The organism is Cellulophaga sp. 3_MG-2023, from assembly GCF_030546975.1.
Taxonomy (GTDB): domain Bacteria; phylum Bacteroidota; class Bacteroidia; order Flavobacteriales; family Flavobacteriaceae; genus Cellulophaga.
Genome location: NZ_JAUOPS010000002.1, coordinates 247,432 through 266,613, shown reverse-complemented (window position 1 = coordinate 266,613; position 19,182 = coordinate 247,432). Strand labels below are relative to the sequence as shown.

17 protein-coding genes are annotated in these 19,182 nt (G+C 32.8%); 14 read left to right on the top strand and 3 right to left on the bottom strand.

All coding sequences use genetic code 11. The annotated features are described in order from the left end of the window. Window positions 1-9 precede the first annotated feature (9 nt). Complete coding sequence (locus Q4487_RS06120) at window positions 10-1,269, bottom strand: alginate export family protein (RefSeq protein ID WP_303540868.1); 1,260 nt, start codon at window positions 1,267-1,269, stop codon at window positions 10-12. A gap of 184 nt (window positions 1,270-1,453) precedes the next feature. Between Q4487_RS06120 and ccoS the strand changes: the two genes are divergently transcribed. From ccoS to Q4487_RS06065, 11 genes are all read left to right on the top strand, one after another. Beyond that, window positions 1,454-1,654, top strand: coding sequence for a cbb3-type cytochrome oxidase assembly protein CcoS (gene ccoS / locus Q4487_RS06115; RefSeq protein ID WP_100893683.1), 201 nt, complete (start codon window positions 1,454-1,456; stop codon window positions 1,652-1,654). Window positions 1,655-1,657: 3 nt separating this feature from the next. Next, window positions 1,658-3,856 (top strand): cytochrome-c oxidase, cbb3-type subunit I, encoded by a 2,199-nt coding sequence (gene ccoN / locus Q4487_RS06110; protein ID WP_303540871.1) that lies wholly within the window; start codon window positions 1,658-1,660, stop codon window positions 3,854-3,856. Window positions 3,857-3,860: 4 nt separating this feature from the next. Beyond that, window positions 3,861-4,055: a CcoQ/FixQ family Cbb3-type cytochrome c oxidase assembly chaperone gene (locus Q4487_RS06105; RefSeq protein ID WP_077407023.1), complete on the top strand. Its 195-nt coding sequence runs from the start codon at window positions 3,861-3,863 to the stop codon at window positions 4,053-4,055. 4 nt (window positions 4,056-4,059) lie between these two features. Then, the gene (locus tag Q4487_RS06100; protein ID WP_100893681.1) at window positions 4,060-4,953 is read left to right on the top strand and encodes a cbb3-type cytochrome c oxidase N-terminal domain-containing protein; all 894 of its coding nucleotides are present in this window, start codon (window positions 4,060-4,062) and stop codon (window positions 4,951-4,953) included. Window positions 4,954-4,984: 31 nt separating this feature from the next. After that, window positions 4,985-6,400, top strand: a complete 1,416-nt coding sequence (ccoG, locus tag Q4487_RS06095; protein WP_303540875.1) for a cytochrome c oxidase accessory protein CcoG — start codon at window positions 4,985-4,987, stop codon at window positions 6,398-6,400. 11 nt (window positions 6,401-6,411) lie between these two features. After that, complete coding sequence (locus tag Q4487_RS06090) at window positions 6,412-6,858, top strand: FixH family protein (RefSeq protein ID WP_100893679.1); 447 nt, start codon at window positions 6,412-6,414, stop codon at window positions 6,856-6,858. 2 nt (window positions 6,859-6,860) lie between these two features. Further along, window positions 6,861-7,562, top strand: coding sequence for a sulfite exporter TauE/SafE family protein (locus Q4487_RS06085; RefSeq protein ID WP_303540878.1), 702 nt, complete (start codon window positions 6,861-6,863; stop codon window positions 7,560-7,562). Between the two features lie 18 nt (window positions 7,563-7,580). Further along, window positions 7,581-8,849, top strand: coding sequence for an acetyl-CoA hydrolase/transferase family protein (locus tag Q4487_RS06080; RefSeq protein WP_100893677.1), 1,269 nt, complete (start codon window positions 7,581-7,583; stop codon window positions 8,847-8,849). 203 nt (window positions 8,850-9,052) lie between these two features. Then, a complete protein-coding gene (locus Q4487_RS06075; RefSeq protein ID WP_303540881.1) occupies window positions 9,053-9,610 on the top strand; it encodes an AraC family transcriptional regulator in 558 nt (185 codons plus the stop codon). A gap of 69 nt (window positions 9,611-9,679) precedes the next feature. Beyond that, window positions 9,680-12,175, top strand: coding sequence for a heavy metal translocating P-type ATPase (locus Q4487_RS06070; protein ID WP_303540883.1), 2,496 nt, complete (start codon window positions 9,680-9,682; stop codon window positions 12,173-12,175). 66 nt (window positions 12,176-12,241) lie between these two features. Then, window positions 12,242-12,652: a heavy-metal-associated domain-containing protein gene (locus Q4487_RS06065; protein ID WP_303540885.1), complete on the top strand. Its 411-nt coding sequence runs from the start codon at window positions 12,242-12,244 to the stop codon at window positions 12,650-12,652. Between the two features lie 65 nt (window positions 12,653-12,717). Here Q4487_RS06065 and Q4487_RS06060 read toward each other — a convergent pair whose 3' ends face one another. Beyond that, window positions 12,718-13,383, bottom strand: a complete 666-nt coding sequence (locus Q4487_RS06060) for a PolC-type DNA polymerase III (RefSeq protein WP_303540887.1) — start codon at window positions 13,381-13,383, stop codon at window positions 12,718-12,720. Then, window positions 13,380-15,302: a DUF294 nucleotidyltransferase-like domain-containing protein gene (locus tag Q4487_RS06055; protein ID WP_303540888.1), complete on the bottom strand. Its 1,923-nt coding sequence runs from the start codon at window positions 15,300-15,302 to the stop codon at window positions 13,380-13,382. Before Q4487_RS06055 ends, Q4487_RS06060 begins: the two co-directional genes overlap by 4 nt. A gap of 582 nt (window positions 15,303-15,884) precedes the next feature. Here Q4487_RS06055 and Q4487_RS06050 point away from each other — a divergent pair. Genes Q4487_RS06050 through Q4487_RS06040 form a run of 3 tightly spaced genes read left to right on the top strand, consistent with a single transcriptional unit; the run spans window position 15,885 to window position 19,180 of the window. Further along, on the top strand, window positions 15,885-17,288 hold the full coding sequence (locus Q4487_RS06050) for an arginine decarboxylase (protein WP_303540890.1): 1,404 nt from the start codon (window positions 15,885-15,887) through the stop codon (window positions 17,286-17,288). Further along, window positions 17,272-18,216 (top strand): agmatinase, encoded by a 945-nt coding sequence (gene speB, locus Q4487_RS06045; protein ID WP_303540892.1) that lies wholly within the window; start codon window positions 17,272-17,274, stop codon window positions 18,214-18,216. The genes Q4487_RS06050 and speB overlap by 17 nt, the downstream gene beginning before the upstream one ends. Further along, on the top strand, window positions 18,206-19,180 hold the full coding sequence (locus tag Q4487_RS06040; RefSeq protein ID WP_303540894.1) for a deoxyhypusine synthase family protein: 975 nt from the start codon (window positions 18,206-18,208) through the stop codon (window positions 19,178-19,180). The genes speB and Q4487_RS06040 overlap by 11 nt, the downstream gene beginning before the upstream one ends. Window positions 19,181-19,182: the final 2 nt, after the last annotated feature.

Sequence of the window (19,182 nt, the reverse complement as noted above, 5' to 3'; positions counted from 1 at the left end):
TTACTGTAATTAATTTTTGGTATAAGTTAAAAAATGTGGTTTAAAAGTTATCATTGCCCAAGCCCAATTGTTGGTTTTAGAGGCGTCTCCTCCTTTAATAATCTCCATAGAGTCAGAAGCAAACATTTGTGAGTAGCCAGCATTTATTAAAATACTTTTTGATGCCTTGTATCCTAAAGTAAGGTCTATTTCTGTACCTAAATAACTATCTTGTTCTATACCATTTGTATTTACAATAGTAGCTGCAGAACTAAAAAAGTGTGGAGCTAAATTAGCAGAGAATTTATTTTTAGAATAGTTAAGTTTAGCATTAATATCCACCAGGCCAACAGAATTACTATGGTTACCAACATAAAAATAGTCCATTATACCATTGTACCTATGGTTGGTGCCAAACCAAGGAGTAAAAGAGTTTAAGTTGCCATTTGTTTCATTCATATCTGTACCAGACATATACTCTGCGCCAAGACCAAGTAAAAATTCAGAATTTAAATTATAGCTAAAATTTGCACTTGCATTTAAAGCAGACAAATCTGTATTTTCAATTTTTCCTGTTTGGTAGTATACAGAAGCATCTGCACTCCATTTATTTTCATTTATAGCAGTTGTTAATCCTATAGTTTGGTTGTATGCTATTTCTTGTTCGTTATTATCATCAAAAGCAAAACCAGTATTTAAAAATAAAAAGCTTAACCCAACTCTATTAAATTTGGTGTTGTACCATAAGTACTGAAAGTTTTTATAATTGTTTAACGTGTATTCTTCCTCAAAAATAGATTGTGAAGTCTCGTTTAAAGCAAAGCCAACATCTATTCTGTTATTAGCGTCTGCCATAAATTTTATTTTAAAGGCATCGTGGCTACGCCCTTGTTGGTTCCAGTTAGCACCGCCAAAAATACGTTCCGCGTCGTAAGCAATTTCTTGTCTACCTAATTTAAAACTAAATTTCCCTGTGGTAACTTCTGCCCAAGCTTGTTGTAGTGTAATTCCGTTTTCATCTGTGGTAGCTAAAGTAGCTCTGTCTCCCCAAACTCTAACATTTTGTGCTGCTACAAAGGCATTAAACTCTTCGCTTTTATAAGCAAAATTTAGCCTTGTTCTTTGCGATACAAAAGAAGCAGGATCTACAGCGTCAGAATTTAAAGTGCTATAGCCATTTCTGTATTCAAATCGGGGTTTTAACTCTCCACTTAAATCAAATTGTTGTGCGTTAGCTTGCTGTATAAAAATTAGTAATCCAATAAAAAATGTATTTTTCAATAACTTCATTATAGTTCTCTTTTTTTTAATGATTTTTCAAATATACTAGCTTTTAAATGATGGGCACATTTACACTGTAACCTTAACAGTTTTTAGAGTGCATATATTTTTTCTGTATTTCTGTAAAGTATGATATATATCATATTCTATAAAATGCATTGCCGTTACTTTTGTCTTATAAATTCAGGTAGGTATGAGTGTAATTTATGTGTTGCTAACTATAAGTATTGTAGTAGCGCTGTTTTTCTTTGTAGCATTTATAGTATCGGTAAAGAGTGGTCAGTATGATGATTCTTATACACCGTCTGTACGTATGCTTTTTGAAGATGAACTAGTAAAAAAGAGCTCTAAAACTCTAGAGAATAAAAAAATCGAACAAACTAAGATGAATTAAATTATGGAAGTACAACAGTTTTATTACGATAACAAAATCGTAAAGAAATTTCTCTACGCTACAATATTTTGGGGTATTGTAGGTATGTCAGTGGGTCTGTTATTGGCCTTTATGTTTCTTTTTCCAAATTTAACCGATGGTATTTCATGGTTAAGTTTTGGTAGGTTAAGACCACTACACACAAATGCAGTAATTTTTGCCTTTGTAGGTAATGCTATTTTTGCGGGAGTATATTACTCTACGCAGCGTTTGTTAAAGGCACGTATGTTTAGTGATGGGTTAAGTAATTTTAACTTTTGGGGTTGGCAAGCTATAATTGTTGCTGCAGCTATAACTTTACCATTAGGGTATAGTACATCTAAAGAGTATGCAGAACTAGAGTGGCCAATAGATATTGCTATTGCAGTAGTTTGGGTAGCTTTTGGTTGGAACCTTATTGGTACAATGCTACGTAGAAGACAAAGACATTTATATGTTGCAATTTGGTTTTACTTGGCAACATTTGTTACTGTAGCTGTATTACATATTTTTAACAGTTTGGAATTGCCAGTTAGCGGATTAAAAAGTTACTCTGTTTATGCCGGTGTACAAGATGCCTTAGTGCAATGGTGGTACGGACACAATGCTGTTGCATTTTTCTTAACAACACCTTTTTTGGGCTTAATGTATTATTTTGTTCCTAAAGCAGCAAACAGGCCTGTGTATTCTTACAGGTTGTCTATTGTGCACTTTTGGTCTTTAATATTTATATATATATGGGCAGGACCACACCATTTATTGTACTCTTCTTTACCAGATTGGGCACAAAATCTAGGTGTAGCGTTTTCTATTATGTTACTTGCTCCTTCATGGGGAGGTATGATAAACGGACTTTTGACCTTGCGTGGGGCTTGGGATAAAGTACGTACAGATCCTACACTTAAATTTATGGTAGTAGCTATTACTGGTTACGGTATGGCAACTTTTGAAGGTCCTATGTTATCATTGAAAAATGTAAATGCAATTGCGCATTTTAGTGACTGGATTATTGCACACGTACACGTTGGTGCCTTAGCTTGGAACGGATTTTTAACTTTTGGTATGATCTACTGGTTGGTACCAAAAATGTTTAAAACAAAATTACACTCTACAGGTTTAGCTAATGCGCATTTCTGGATTGGTACTTTGGGTATTATTTTATATGCATTACCAATGTATGTAGCAGGTTTTACACAAGCTTTGATGTGGGAAGATTTTAACCCAGATGGTACGTTGGTTTACGGTAACTTTTTAGAAACTGTAAAAGAAATTATACCAATGTATTGGATGCGTGCAATTGGTGGTAGTATGTACATATTAGGTGCATTTATTATGTTATTTAACGTGTTTAAAACAGTGAGTTCTGGACAAAAAGTAGAGGATGAGTTAGCAGAAGCTGCTCCACTTACCAGAGTATCTAAAAAAAGAACAAAAGGAGAAACATACCACTCTTGGTTAGAGCGCAAACCAGTACAGTTAACAATATTGGCAACTGTAGCTATTTTAATTGGTGGTATAGTACAAATTATACCAACTATTTTGGTAAAATCTAATATACCAACCATAACTAGTGTAAAACCATATACACCTTTAGAGTTAGAGGGTAGAGATTTATATATAAGAGAAGGTTGTGTGGGTTGTCACTCACAAATGGTACGTCCGTTTAGAGGAGAGGTAGAGCGTTACGGTGAGTATGCCAAAGCAGGAGAATTTGTATACGATCATCCATTTTTATGGGGTAGTAAACGTACTGGTCCAGATTTATTAAGAGTTGGTGGTAAATATTCAGACAATTGGCACTTAAACCATATGTATGATCCGCAAAGTACCTCATCTGGTTCTATAATGCCAGCTTACCAATGGCTTGTTCGTAATGAGCACGATAGAAGTAATATTAAAGCTAAAATGGAAGCAATGGTAACCCTTGGTGTACCATATACAGAAGAAGATATTGCTAACGCAGAAAAATCTATGGATGTACAGGCTACTAAAATTGAGAAAAACTTGTATTCAGATCCAGATTTTGCAAAAAGTTATGAAGCAGATAAAAAATATGCTAAAAATAACGGCGAACCTTTTGTAGAAATGAGAGACAGAGAAATAGTATCTCTAATAGCTTACTTACAGCGTTTAGGTACAGATATTAAAATAAAAAACTCAGAAGAAACAACCGCTAAAAAATAAAATTATGCTAAAGTTTATAAAAGGTCATATGGAGAGTATGGAAGGTATAGCAACCTATCCTATGATATCGCTACTTATATTTTTTGTGTTTTTCACCATACTTTTCTGGTGGGTGTTTACAGCAACAAAAGAGCATATTAAAGAGGTAAGTAATATACCTCTAGAAGATGATGATAAAACCAACCTAACAAAAGAATAATACTATGAAAAATATGACACCTTGGTGGATAAGGATACCTCTAGTTTTCTTTATCGTTTTTGGATTGATGGAATACTTTATAGACTCTGGTGACCAACCAGCGTTTATTGCTTACCCAATTGTTTTAGGTTTTTTAGTACTAGTATTATTAATCTTAATAGCATCAGAAGTAATAGTTAGGTCTATAGAGAATGTAATGTTTCAGACCTTACCAGAAGAAGCAAAACAGAAGTATTTAGAAGATGATACTAAAAAGTTTGAGTGGAAATGGGGTAAAAGAGTATATGCTAAACTATTAGGTTCTAAACCTATGGAAGAAGAGCATGAAATAATTTTAGATCATAATTATGATGGTATACAAGAGTTAGATAATAATTTACCGCCTTGGTGGGTGTACCTTTTTTATGCAGGTATCATATTTGGTGTGGTGTATTTAGCAAGGTTTCATGTGTTTAATGATTATGACCAAGCTTTAGAATATGAGCAAGATGTTGCTGCTGCCAAAATAGAAATAGAAGAATACAAAAAAACAGCTAAAGGCTTAGTGGATGTTAATACTGTAGAGGTGCTAACAGATGCTGCAGATATTAAGGCAGGTAAAAAAATATACGAAACCAGTTGTGTTGCTTGTCATATTATAGATGGTGGTGGTGGTATAGGGCCTAACCTTACAGATGAATATTGGCTTTTAGGCGGTGGTATAAAAAACGTTTTTAACACTATATCAGAAGGTGGTAGAGACGGTAAAGGTATGGTTGCTTGGAAACAAATATTAAAACCTTTAGAGCGTGCACAAGTAGCAAGTTATGTTTTAACATTACAAGGTACAACACCAGCTAGTCCTAAAGAACCGCAGGGAGATATCTGGAAACCAGAACCAACAGAAGAGAGTAAATAAAGGAGTATTATTACTAGTAAAAATAACAAAAATGGCTGCAGATGAAAAGTTTAGGGATTCTATTGGTACAATAGATACTGACGGTAAAAGAGCTTGGGTTTTTCCTAAAAAACCTAGTGGTAAATTTTACAATTATCGCAAATTAGTTAGTTACTCATTACTGTTATTTTTGCTAGTATCTCCTTTTATAAAAATAAATGGCAACCAGTTTATATTATTTAATGTTGTAGATCGTCGTTTTAATATATTTGGTTTTCCTTTTTGGCCGCAAGATTTTCATTTGGTAGTAATATCAATGATTATTGGCGTTGTTTTTATAGCCTTATTTACAGTTGCTTTTGGGCGTATTTTTTGTGGTTGGATGTGTCCACAAACCATATTCTTAGAAATGGTTTTCCGTAGAATAGAATATTGGATAGAGGGTGACCGTGGTGCACAAATGCGCTTAGATAAGCAAAAGTGGGATGCTGTTAAAATTAGAAAAAGAGTAACCAAATGGGTTATCTTTTTTATCATTTCATTTATTATAGCTAATGTGTTTTTAGCATATTTAATTAGTAGTGATACTTTAATAAAATATATTACAGACGGACCATTTTTGCATACCAGCACAATGATTTCATTGTTGATTTTTACAGCTGTTTTTTATTTTGTTTTTGCTTGGTTTAGAGAGCAAGTTTGTATTATAGCTTGTCCTTATGGGCGTATGCAAGGTGTACTTTTAGATAATAAATCTATTGTAGTTGCCTATGATCATAAAAGAGGAGAAGGAGAAAAAGGTAGAAAAAAGTTTAGAAAAAACGAAGACCGTTCTGCACTTGGTCACGGAGATTGTATAGACTGTGCACAATGTGTAAATGTTTGCCCAACTGGTATAGATATTAGAAATGGTACTCAACTAGAGTGTGTTAATTGTACTGCTTGTATAGATGAGTGCGATACTATTATGGAAAAAGTAAACTTGCCAAAAGGTCTAATTAGGTATGCAAGTGAAGATAATATAGAGAAAAAGGCTAAGTTTAAGTTTACACCTAGACTTAAAGGTTACACCGCTGTATTGGTTATTTTAATAGGGTTGCTCGTAGGAATGTTGTTTTTAAGAAACGATTTAGAAGCAAATATTTTAAGACTTCCAGGTCAGTTATACGAGCATAAAGAAGGGAATATAATTAGTAATGTATATACTTTTAAATTAGTAAACAAAACAACAGAAGATGTAGATGATGTTAGCTTTAAGTTGCTTTCTCACAAAGGAACTATAAAGCTGGTTACAAATAAAAACTTTAAAGTGCCAGCGCAAGAACTAGCAGAAGGTACATTGTTTATAGAGATAAATAATGCGGCTTTAAATGGCGATAAAGACAAGCTAAAAATTGGTGTGTACAGTAAAGGACAACTAGTAGAAACTACTACAGCTCGCTTTTTAGCACCAAGAAGCTACAAATAAAAAAATAAATTATGAAAATAAATTGGGGAACAGGAGTTGTACTAGCATTTATAGGCTTCATTAGCTTTATATTATATTTTGTTGTTAGAATGAATTCTGAAAACAGAGCTAAACATGATTTGGTTACAGAGGAGTATTACAAGGCAGAGCTAGGTTATCAAAAAGAAATTAATGATGTTACTAATGCATATAAACTAACTCATAAACTAACTATAGAGCAAACGGAAGACGGACTACTAATTAATTTTCCTAAAGACCAAGAGTCTCAAAAAATAACAGGCAAAGTGTCCCTATACAGACCATCTAATAAGCAATTGGATTTTAGCTTACCCATAAGTTTATCCAAAACACATTTGCTCATACCTGACAAACGTTTGTTAGATGGTCGATGGGACATTAAAATTGCTTGGCAATATAACAAAGAAGAATATTTACATAAACAAAGTATAACGTATTAAGTATGTTGCTATCTGCTTTTATATTAGGGTTAATGGGAAGTTTGCACTGTGTTGGTATGTGCGGACCCATAGCTTTTATGTTACCTGTAGATAGACATAGTAAGTTTAAAAAAACAATTCAGATATTTATTTATCATTTTGGTAGGTTGCTTGCTTACGGATTAATAGGGCTTGTTTTTGGTTTGTTAGGTAAAGGCTTATATGTTTTTGGTTTACAACAAAAATTGTCAATAGCTATTGGAGTTTTAATGATTGTTATCGTCTTAATTCCATCTAAAAAAATGCAAAAATACAATGTGTCTAAACCTATTTATAAACTTATATCTAAAGTAAAATCTAGATTAGGAAAAGAGCTAAAAAAAAGAACTCCAGACACGTTTTTAACCATTGGTTTTTTAAACGGATTTTTACCTTGCGGCTTAGTATATATGGCATTGTTTGGTGCTATTGCAATGGGTAACGCAGCGCAAGGCTCTTTATATATGGTTATTTTTGGAGCTGGCACCATACCACTTATGACAATTGCCGTTTATTTTGGCGGAATGTTAAAAGGTGTGGCACGTAAAAAAGTTCAGCAATTAATTCCTGTTTTTGTGGTTGTAATAGGTGTGCTTTTTATACTTAGAGGTCTAGGTCTTGGTATTCCTTACATATCTCCTAAACCAGTTGTAGAAATGGTTTCTACAACTATGGAATGTCACTAATTATTAAAATTTAATTTTATGAATATTGTTTCTGCAGCGCAAGCCGCAAAATCTATACAATCTGGTAATAGAGTATTTTTACAAGGGGCTGCAATGACTCCTAATGTATTAATAGATGCTTTGTGTAATAGGTATGAAGAATTAGAAAATGTAGAAATTGTATCTATACACACAGAAGGTGAGGCAAAGTATGCACAAGAACCTTATAGCAATAGTTTTAAAATGAATAGTTGCTTTGTTGGTAGCAATGTTAGGCAATTAATAAACACTACACAGGGAGATTATATTCCAATTTTTTTAAGCGAAATAAACCTATTGTTTAGAAACGGAATTCTACCGTTAGATGTTGCTGTTGTGCAAGTATCACCACCAGATAAACACGGCTATTGCTCTTTGGGTGTGTCGGTAGATATTACATTGCCAGCTATACAAACGGCTAAAAAAGTGATAGCACAAATAAATCCTTGCGTGCCCAGAACTCACGGCGATGGTATTATTCATATAAGAGATATAGACTGTGCTGTTGAGGTTAATACGCCAATACATACACACGGTATTACACCAATATCTAACATAGAACAAGAGATAGGAAAACACGTTGCAGGTTTAATAGAAGATGGGGCAACATTGCAAATGGGCATAGGTAATATACCAAATGCTGTATTAAGTAATTTAGGTAATCACAAACGTTTGGGTATACATACAGAAATGTTTTCTGATGGTGTGTTACCTTTAATAGAAAGCGGAGTAGTTACAGGTGAGGACAAAGCTGTAAAACACGGAAAAATTGTAACTTGTTTTGCTGTAGGATCTCAAAAATTATACGACTTTGTAGATGATAATCCATTGGTGCACTTTAAAGAAGCTGCTTATACTAATGATACTTCTATTATACGCAGAAATCCTAAGGTTACAGCAATTAATAGTGCTATAGAAATAGATCTTACGGGCCAAATTTGTGCAGATACAATTGGTAGCAGGCAATATTCTGGTGTAGGCGGACAAATGGATTTTATACGCGGAGCATCTTTATCTAAAGGAGGTAAGCCTATCTTTGCAATGCCATCTATTACAGCTAAAGGTATTTCTAAAATAACACCGTTTTTAAAACAAGGAGCGGGCGTTACTACAACACGTGCTCACGTACATTATGTAGCCACAGAATACGGTGTAGTTAATTTATACGGTAAAAATTTACAAGAAAGAGCAAAGGCATTAATTTCTATTGCGCATCCTAATTTTAGAGAGGAGTTAGAGAAAGAAGCCCACAATCGTTTTAAAAGCTAAATGTAAAACTTAAAAAGTATTGTTTTAAGAGTGTTGTAACACTAGTAATTCTTTTTTTTAAGTAATTTTGACGCATTGTTTACAATGATTTCATTACAAAAAAATACACCATTGTAGCAGCTTTAAATTGCTCATTTGTGTATTTTTTTTATGTTGTTTTTTAAATAAAAGCTACATTAATTTAATTACACAAAGCTTTACTTATGCAAGATACTTTTTATATAAAAAATATGGTTTGTAACCGCTGTATAGCTTCGGTTTTAGATATTTTTAATGCAGAAGGTTTTGTGGTAGAGTCTGTTGAGCTAGGTAAAGTAATAGCAACAAAAGGAATAGAAAGTAGTTTTGAAAACCTAAGTAAAGTGCTTGCTAAAACAGGTTTTGAAATAATAGAAAGCGAGACAGATACTTTAATAGAACAACTTAAAGTTGCTATAATTAATAAGATTGAAAGTGGCGAAACAGCACACATTTTTCAATCACTAGCCAAAGAATTTGGTAAAACAGAAACTGCATTAAGTAAGCTTTTTAGTAAGTCTGAAGGTATAACGTTAGAGAAATATACCATCAACCTAAAAATTGAAAAAGTAAAAGAATACATACAGTTAGGACAACTAAATTTTTCTGAAATAGCCTATAGCTTAAATTATAAAACAAGTAGCCATTTGGCACGCCAGTTTAAAACAGTTACAGGAATGTCTATGAGTACTTATAAAAGCTTAGGTAATTGGGACAGAAAAACACTAGACCAAATTGTATAAATAAGAATCGGAATTGTGAAAACACTACAAATAATGTCTGCTTAGTTTTGTAGTGTAAATAGAGATAAAATGAAACATACTTATCACATACACGGAATGACTTGTAATGGTTGCCGTGGTCACGTAGAAAAAATACTTTCTAATGTAAAAGATGTTACCAATGCTAGTGTTAATTTAGAAAAAGCAGAAGCCATAATAGAGTCTGAATCTCATATTTCTATAGATACTTTAAAAGAAGCTTTAAAAAAGGAGGGAGATAGATATAGTATACACAATGCTGGTGAGCACGTGATTATACCTAAAAAGGAAGAAAAGCCAAAAGGGCAAGGAACAGGTGTTTTTTATTGTCCAATGCATTGTGAAGAGGATAAGACTTATAACAAGCCTGGTGACTGTCCGGTTTGTGGAATGGACTTGGTAGAGGAACAGAATTTAACTGCTATTACAGAACAGCAATACACCTGTCCTATGCATCCAGAGGTTGTAAAAGGTGAGCCTGGGGATTGTCCTATTTGTGGTATGGACTTAGTGCCAATGGCACCTAGTCTTTCATCAGAAGAAAAAACATACAACAAGCTTATTGGTAAATTTTGGGTAGCGTTAGGGTTTACATTACCTATTTTTTTAATAGCAATGGGTGATATGCTACCTAATAATCCATTGTACACTATTCTAAATCAAAAATATTGGAATTGGGTACAATTTGCGCTTTCTATTCCTGTTGTTTTTTATGCCACTTGGCTATTTTTTGAGCGTGCTTATAAAAGTATACAAACATGGAATTTAAATATGTTTACCTTAATTGGTATTGGTGCAGGTGTAGCTTGGTTATTTAGTGTTTTTGGTTTGCTAATTCCAGATTTTTTTCCAATTGAATTTAAAACAGAAAGTGGAGCAGTACACGTTTATTTTGAAGCTGCTACTGTAATACTTACGCTAGTATTAATGGGGCAGGTATTAGAGGCCCGCGCACATAGTAAAACAAATGCAGCTGTTAAAGAGTTACTTAAACTTGCGCCTAATAAAGCTATTAAAGTTGTAAACGGGGTAGAAGAGGAAGTTGCAATAAACAAGGTTGTAAAAGGAGATGTTTTAAAGGTTAAACCAGGAGAAAAAATACCGGTAGATGGCTTTATTACTGAAGGAAAAACAACGGTAGATGAGTCTATGATTTCTGGAGAGCCCATTGCGGTGAGTAAAACTGTAAAAGATGAGGTTAGTAGTGGTACAATTAATGGCAATCAATCTTTTTTAATGCAAGCAGAAAAAGTTGGTGCAGATACATTACTTTCTCAGATAGTGAAAATGGTGAATGATGCTAGTCGTAGTAGAGCACCAATACAAAAATTAGCAGATAAAGTTTCTGGTTATTTTGTGCCAACAGTAGTTGTTATATCTATACTTACGTTTGTTGCTTGGGTAATTTGGGGACCAGAGCCTGCTTATGTTTTTGCCCTAGTAAATGCCATTGCAGTTTTAATTATTGCGTGCCCTTGTGCTTTAGGTTTAGCAACTCCTATGTCTGTTATGGTTGGTGTTGGTAAAGGAGCACAAAATGGTGTTTTAATTAAAAATGCGGCCGCTCTAGAACTAATGAATAAAATAGATGTTTTAATTGTAGATAAAACAGGTACCGTTACAGAAGGAAAACCTACGGTAGAAAAAGTAGGTAGTTTTTCAACTGATTTTACCACAGATAAAATTACACAGTATATAGCTTCTTTAAACAGTTCTAGTGAGCACCCTTTAGCAGCGGCTACTGTAAATTATGCTAAAGAAAATGGTGCTAATTTTTTGAAAGTAGAAGACTTTAATGCTATTACAGGTAAAGGTGTAGAAGGTGTTATTTTTGATACTAAAATAAGTTTGGGTAACTTAAAAATGATGGAGTTTACCAATGCTGCTATTTCTTCAGCAATGGAAGAAGAAGTAGATGTATATCAAAAACAAGGAAAAACGGTTTCTTATGTAGCAGTAGATAAAACCGTGGTAGGATATGTTGTTATAGCAGATAAAATTAAAAAAACCAGCGCGCAAGCAATTAAACAATTACAACAAAAAGGCATAGCTGTAATTATGCTTACTGGTGATAACTACAATACAGCTAAATCTGTATCAGACTCACTTAATTTAAATAGTTTTAAAGCTGGTATGTTGCCAGAAGATAAGTTAAAAGAAGTTGAAAAATTACAACAACAAGGTAAAGTAGTAGCTATGGCTGGTGATGGCATTAATGATGCTCCTGCATTGACAAAAAGTGATGTTGGTATTGCAATGGGTACAGGTACAGATGTGGCTATTGAAAGCGCAATGATTACACTTGTTAAAGGTGATTTACAAGGCGTTGTAAAGGCTTATAGTCTTAGCAATGCAGTGCTTGGAAATATTAAACAAAATTTATTTTTTGCTTTAATTTATAATACTATTGGTGTACCAATAGCAGCAGGAGTTTTGTATCCTGTTTTTGGGTTATTACTCTCTCCAATGATAGCAGCTTTAGCAATGAGTTTTAGTTCGGTTTCTGTAATTGCAAATGCATTACGATTAAAAAAAATAAAAATATAATAGGAAAGCTCTTTTAAAACCTAGCATAAAAATTATTATATTAACAAAGATTAATAAATTTCTACTATGAAAAAGATGATTTTGACTGCAACTGTATTTGGCTTATTGGCCTTTACAAGTTGTAAAAATGAAGAAAAGCAAACAACAGAGTCGGCTAAAGAAATTAGTACTGTAAACGATGAGGTAGCTACTGCTAAAACAACTTTTGGTGTCCGTGGTAACTGCGGTATGTGTAAAAGTACTATAGAAAAAGCAGCAAAATCTGTAGAGGGGGTTGCTAGTGCCAATTGGGATGTTAAAAAGAAACAAATTACAATTGCTTTTAATGGTGATAAAACTAATGAAGAAGCATTTCATAAAGCTATAGCAGAATCTGGTTACGACACAGAAAAATCTACGGGTAGTGAAGATGCTTATAAAGAATTACCTGCCTGTTGTAAATATGATCATGAAATGGCAATGAGTGTAGAAGAATAATATACAATTAACTAAAAAAAAGCAGCAAATAGGTATATCTTTTTTGCTGCTTTTTTTATGCTTTTTTAATAAATACGGAGTAACTGTTTTAAAGTTGTTATTTTTTTCTCTTTTAATTTTACCAAAATCTTTAAAAAGGCAATAGCAGTAATATAAGCATCGCCTAGGGCTGTATGCCTGTCTTTAACAGAGATGTTAAATTTCTCGGCTAATTCATCTAAAGAGTAATGGTCTTTTTTTTCTAATAAATTAGAGCGTATAAGTGTTTTTTTGTAGAGTGTAGAAGTGTCTAATATTTTATTTTTAAGTTTAGGTAAACCGTGGCGTTCAAGAGCGGAGTTAATAAAAGTAACATCAAAACCTGCGTGGTGAGCAACAATAACTGCATTTTTTAAATAAGCTAAAAAAAGTTTTAAAGTTTCTAACTCTTCAAGCCTAGTAGTTTTTCCTTCTTTTAATATCCCGTGTATTTCAGCAGTCTCTTGGTTGTAGTGATCTTGATGTATAAAAACCTCAAAACTATCACCCACATTAATATCTTTATTTATTAATTTTAATGCACCTATACAAAGCATACGGTCTTCTTCATAACTAAAGCCAGTAGTTTCTGTGTCTAAAACAACAAACGTAATATCTTGTATGTTTTCTGGCTGTTTGGTATTGAAAAGATTTTCATAAGCAACCCAATACTCTGGTAAATCTAATTTACTTTTTTTAAAGAAATTTATCATCTTAATAGGTTTGATACTTTAAATCTAATATACACTAATTCCTGTATCTCTTTAATAGTCCTAAAGGTTCGTTTAAGCTTTATTTTCTCTGCTTTAGTTAGTTTACTTAATGATATATACCTGCCAGAATCATTATGTAATAAACCTTGTTTGGTTCTAAATTTTAATAATGCTTTGGTAGCATAAGATGCAGCAATAAACAACTCTGCATTGTTAGGTTCTAACTCTGCTAATTTTTCAAAACGCTCTGCAGTGTAATTTATAGACTTAATATTATGGGATAATATTAAAACTCTAGCAGCGTCTGTTAATGGCATAAGTGCACGTCTTTTAATATCAAAAAAATCTTTATTTGCACCATCTTGCTCTACTAAAAATTGCCTAAAAAAACCGGTAGGGGATGGGTTTTGTAAAGATCCGCTAGCTAAATGTAAAAAGAAATTAGGGTAATTTTTTGCTGTTTTAAATATATGGTTTGATAGTTCTGTAACCAACTCTTGGTTGCCATACACATTGTTATAATCAAAAAATATAGAAGACAGTAGTACTTCATCCTTACCTGGGTTTGTAATCCAAGAGGTAACATTGGTTTTCCATTCACTAAGGCTTAAGCACCATTTTGGGTTAGATGCCATCATTTCTGCAGGACAATACTCGTAGCCAATAACGTTTAATCTTTGTGTTACTTGTTTGGCAAAATTTATAAATATTGCTTTTGTTTCTTCTAGTTTTTCTGCAGGAACATCTTCAAAAACCAGGGCATTGTCTTGGTCTGTGTGTAGCAATTGTTCGCTTCTGCCTTGGCTACCTAATGCTAGCCAACTAAAAGATACGGGTAGCGGAGTATCTAACTTAGTAATAGAGTTTTTTATAATTTGTTTAATACAGGCATCATTAAGTTCAGAAATAATTTTAGAAATTAATGTCATTGGTATATTCTGATTTAAATATCCCTTTAGCAGCATCATAATACTTTTTCTTACCTGCTTAATCTCTTTAGTTCTAGTAGCTCTTTTTATAGCTTTAATTAGTACTGTTGGGTTGTTGCCAACCGCTAGCATAACGTCATGTTTAGATAAAATGCCAACAGCTTTAGAGTTAACAGTACCATCTTTTGTTAAACATAAATGGCTAATATTACTTTTTATCATTGCCATTTGCGCCTGTGTAATAGTTAATTTTTTAGAATACGTAATTACTGGCGATGTCATAATTTCCCTAGCAGTAGCAGATATGGGTAGTTTTCCAGTAACAATTTTGTTACGCAAATCTTTGTCTGTAATAATACCAATTGGCAATTTGTCTTCTAAAACTAAAATAGCACCAACATTTTTGCTAGTCATTTTTGCGGCTAATACTTTTGCTTGCGTTTTAGGAGAACAGCTTACTAGTTTTTTAGAATATTTTACAGGTTGCAAGTCAAACAACTCTGCGCTAGGGTTGTAAACTTCACCGCTCTCTGGCTCTCCATACAAAGTGCCTCTGTAACTTTTAGAATAAGGGTTTCTAGTGTTGGATGCAAAACTGTCTATTAAAAAATTACCTACATCTCTGTTGCTAGTAGCAAATGGTTTAAAAGTAATAATAGGTATGGCATATAGTATACTTTCTTCATGTGCCTTTGCTTGCATTTTATAATTTTCATTAGCAATTAAAGGGCGTAAACCAAAAATATCTCCTTCATCACAAATATCTACAATAGTATTGGTTTCTGTTTTATTTAAAGATACGGCACCTTTATGTATAATATAAAAATGAGTGTGTGGTGTATCATTTTCATTAAATATAATTGCGTCTTTTTCTTTGTAAATAATAGATATTTGTGTAGCTAATTCTTGTAATTCCTCTAATAATAATTGATTAAAAGGTGGGTAGTTTTTTAAAAAATCTGCTACTCTATGTGATATGGTATTTTTCATACGTTTTGTTGCTACTGTTTTGTAAATTTAAGAGAGAATAAGTTAAAAACGGAATTAAAATAGCTTAAAGTAACAAGTGTTTTTAGCTTAAAAAAGAGCTTTTTTTTAAAAATATAAGATTTTTAAGACTTGTTTTTAAATTGATTATAACTCTTGTGTCACTTGTTTTAAACGGTTTTTTTAATGTTCTGTTAGCTTTATGTTATCAGAAAATTATTTTTTTTATTTTTTTTGATGGAATATTATTTTTTTCATTTTTTTTGTTTTCATTTGCCCCGTCAAAATAAGATATTAGATTTTGGCAATTTAGCATATAGCTGAGCATAAATGTATAATGTTTCTATGTTCGGATTTTTGGGAATTAGGAAGTCATACCCAAAAACAACCTATAAGATAGGTAACCGAATTTTAAAGCTAACTTCCGGTAACACTTCTATAGTCAGCAGTCAGCATGACTACTTTTTCGTGCCAACCACGAAACGTCAAATCATTGTTTAGTTTTTTAAAATTTTAGTCGCAAAAACGCCCAAAAGCACAAGTTTTTCTGTGTTTTAAAATTTTAATTTATCAAATAATAATTTAATGAATACTAAATATATTGATTTAATAGACCAGACTTATCATTTTCCACAAGAAGAATTTAAGTTAGATGGTGAAAGTTTAATGTTTCATAACATACCATTAAAACAGCTGGTAGAACAATACGGTAGTCCGTTAAAGTTTACATACTTGCCAAAAATCTCTGATAATATTTCTAGAGCTAAAAATTGGTTTGCTATTGCAATGGAAAAATACCAATATAAAGGTAAATACCACTACTGCTACTGTACAAAAAGTTCTCATTTTAAACCAGTATTACATGAGGCTTTAAATAACAATATACATATAGAAACTTCTTCTGCGTTTGACATTAATATTGTTGAGCACTTAAAACAAGAAGGTAAAATTAAAGATGATACTTATGTAATATGCAACGGTTTTAAAAGAGACCAGTACATAACAAACATAGCAAGGTTAATTAATGAAGGACACCATAATTGTATACCAATTATAGATAATTATGAGGAAATAGACTTGTTGTCTAATGAAATTAAGGATGACTTTAAAGTTGGTATTCGTATAGCGTCTGAAGAAGAACCAAAATTTGAGTTTTATACTTCTCGCTTAGGAATTGGCTACAAAAACATTGTTCCTTTTTATGAAAATCAAATTAGAGATAATGATAAGGTGCAGTTAAAAATGTTGCACTTTTTTATAAATACAGGTATAAAAGACAATGCATACTATTGGAACGAGCTTTTAAAATGTTTAAAGGTTTATGTAAAATTAAAAAAGATTTGTCCGTCTCTAGATAGTTTAAATATTGGTGGTGGTTTTCCTATAAAAAACTCTTTAGTTTTTGATTATGATTACCAATATATGATTGATGAAATAATTAATCAGATTAAATTAACATGTGATGAAGCAAATGTAGATGTGCCAAATATTTTTACTGAGTTTGGCAGTTTTACTGTAGGTGAAGCAGGTGGAGCTATTTATGAAATTTTATATCAGAAGCAACAAAACGATAGAGAAAAGTGGAACATGATAGATTCTTCTTTTATTACAACATTGCCAGATACTTGGGCAATTAATAAAAGGTTTATTATGCTGCCAATTAACAGGTGGAATGATGAGTATGAGCGTGTATTGCTTGGTGGCTTAACTTGTGATAGTGATGATTATTACAACAGTGAGCAACACACAAATGCTATTTATTTACCAAAATATAAAAAAAATAAGCCTTTATACATTGGGTTTTTTAATACAGGCGCTTACCAAGAAAGTATTGGTGGTTATGGCGGATTACAACATTGCTTAATACCACAGCCAAAGCACATATTAATAAACAAAGATGCAGAAGGAAAAATAACAACCAAATTATTTAATGAACAACAAAAGGCAGAAGATCTGCTTAAAATTTTAGGATATGAGCACAACAAATAATTACGCAGGCATTCCAGATGAGTTTGCGCAATTGGAAACCGCAAAAGTAGTTTTAATCCCAGTTCCTTATGACGGAACTAGTACTTGGGGAAAAGGAGCAGATAAAGGTCCAGAAGCTTTTTTAGCTGCATCAGAAAATATGGAATTGTACGATATTGAAACCGGTACAGAACCATACCAACAAGGAATATACCTTGCTGATGCCATTACAGAAAATAGCTCGCCAGAAGCTATGGTAGATGAGGTGCATAAAATCACTAAAAAGTACATTAAGCGTAACAAATTTGTAACGTTATTTGGTGGTGAGCATTCCATTTCTATAGGTACTATTAGGGCTTTTAATGAGTGTTTTAATAACCTAACTGTTTTACATATTGATGCGCATGCAGATTTAAGACAGTCTTATGAGGGCACAACTTGCAATCACGCTTGTGCAGTGCATGAGGCAAGCCAGCAAACTAATTTATTGCAAGTTGGTATACGTAGTATGGATGCTATTGAAAAAACATATATGGATGAAGAAAAAACATTTTTTGCCCATGATATGGTTAATGATGAGTATTGGATGGATAAGGTTGTAGACCAAATGACAGAAAACGTTTTTATTACTTTAGATTTAGATGCTTTAGACCCATCTATATTACCATCTACAGGAACGCCAGAGCCAGGAGGTCTGTTTTGGTATGAAACACTAGAGTTTTTAAAACAAGTGTTTACAGAAAAAAATGTTGTAGGGTTTGATATTGTAGAGCTTTGTCCTAATAAGGCAGATAAATCGTCAGATTTTTTGGCAGCAAAATTATACTACAAAATGTTGAGTTATAAATTTATGGGTGAAGCTGTAGATGATGCTTATGACAATGCATATGCTATAGATCTAAAAGCTGGTAACTCTACTATTTCAAAATTTGAAGAAGATGAAAACTAAAGGAGCTATCTCTAATTTTATAGAAAAATACTACTTACACTTTAATTCTGCTGCTTTGGTAGATGCAGCAAAAGGGTATGAAGATCAATTAAACGAAGGATCTAAAATGTTAGTTTCTTTGGCTGGTGCAATGAGTACTGCAGAGTTAGGAAAAATATTTGCAGAAATGATTCGTCAAGACAAAGTGCAAATTATATCCTGTACTGGTGCAAACCTAGAGGAAGATATTATGAACTTGGTAGCGCACTCACATTACAAACGTGTGCCTAACTATAGAGATTTAACTCCGCAACAAGAGTGGAATTTACTAGAAAAAGGCTTAAACCGTGTAACTGATACGTGTATACCAGAAGAAGAAGCTTTTAGACGTTTACAAGAACATATTGTAAAAATCTGGAAAGATGCAGAAGCTGCTGGAGAGCGTTACTTGCCTCATGAGTATATGTACAAAATGCTACTTTCTGGTGTTTTAGAAGAGTATTATGAGATAGATTTAAAAGATTCTTGGATGTATGCAGCAGCAGAAAAAAACTTACCAATAGTTTGTCCTGGTTGGGAAGACAGTACAATGGGTAACATTTTTGCTTCATATGTGTTAAAAGGTGAGCTTAAAGCTAGTACTATAAAATCTGGTATAGAATATATGACATTCTTGGCAGATTGGTATACAGAGAATTCTGAAAACGGAATTGGATTTTTTCAAATAGGGGGTGGTATTGCAGGTGATTTTCCTATTTGTGTAGTGCCAATGTTGTACCAAGATATGGAGCGTACAGATACACCATTCTGGAGTTATTTTTGTCAAATTAGCGATTCTACAACAAGTTACGGATCGTACTCTGGTGCTGTGCCTAATGAAAAAATTACTTGGGGTAAATTAGATATAGATACGCCTAAATTTATAATAGAGAGTGATGCTACTATTGTTGCGCCATTAATTTTTGCTTACTTGCTAAATATGTAACT

Coding starts and splice junctions, on each gene's coding strand:
- Q4487_RS06120 (WP_303540868.1), bottom strand. CDS start 1,269: ATGAAGTTATTGAAAAATACATTTTTTATTGGATTACTAATTTTTATA.
- ccoS (WP_100893683.1), top strand. CDS start 1,454: ATGAGTGTAATTTATGTGTTGCTAACTATAAGTATTGTAGTAGCGCTG.
- ccoN (WP_303540871.1), top strand. CDS start 1,658: ATGGAAGTACAACAGTTTTATTACGATAACAAAATCGTAAAGAAATTT.
- Q4487_RS06105 (WP_077407023.1), top strand. CDS start 3,861: ATGCTAAAGTTTATAAAAGGTCATATGGAGAGTATGGAAGGTATAGCA.
- Q4487_RS06100 (WP_100893681.1), top strand. CDS start 4,060: ATGAAAAATATGACACCTTGGTGGATAAGGATACCTCTAGTTTTCTTT.
- ccoG (WP_303540875.1), top strand. CDS start 4,985: ATGGCTGCAGATGAAAAGTTTAGGGATTCTATTGGTACAATAGATACT.
- Q4487_RS06090 (WP_100893679.1), top strand. CDS start 6,412: ATGAAAATAAATTGGGGAACAGGAGTTGTACTAGCATTTATAGGCTTC.
- Q4487_RS06085 (WP_303540878.1), top strand. CDS start 6,861: ATGTTGCTATCTGCTTTTATATTAGGGTTAATGGGAAGTTTGCACTGT.
- Q4487_RS06080 (WP_100893677.1), top strand. CDS start 7,581: ATGAATATTGTTTCTGCAGCGCAAGCCGCAAAATCTATACAATCTGGT.
- Q4487_RS06075 (WP_303540881.1), top strand. CDS start 9,053: ATGCAAGATACTTTTTATATAAAAAATATGGTTTGTAACCGCTGTATA.
- Q4487_RS06070 (WP_303540883.1), top strand. CDS start 9,680: ATGAAACATACTTATCACATACACGGAATGACTTGTAATGGTTGCCGT.
- Q4487_RS06065 (WP_303540885.1), top strand. CDS start 12,242: ATGAAAAAGATGATTTTGACTGCAACTGTATTTGGCTTATTGGCCTTT.
- Q4487_RS06060 (WP_303540887.1), bottom strand. CDS start 13,383: ATGATAAATTTCTTTAAAAAAAGTAAATTAGATTTACCAGAGTATTGG.
- Q4487_RS06055 (WP_303540888.1), bottom strand. CDS start 15,302: ATGAAAAATACCATATCACATAGAGTAGCAGATTTTTTAAAAAACTAC.
- Q4487_RS06050 (WP_303540890.1), top strand. CDS start 15,885: ATGAATACTAAATATATTGATTTAATAGACCAGACTTATCATTTTCCA.
- speB (WP_303540892.1), top strand. CDS start 17,272: ATGAGCACAACAAATAATTACGCAGGCATTCCAGATGAGTTTGCGCAA.
- Q4487_RS06040 (WP_303540894.1), top strand. CDS start 18,206: ATGAAAACTAAAGGAGCTATCTCTAATTTTATAGAAAAATACTACTTA.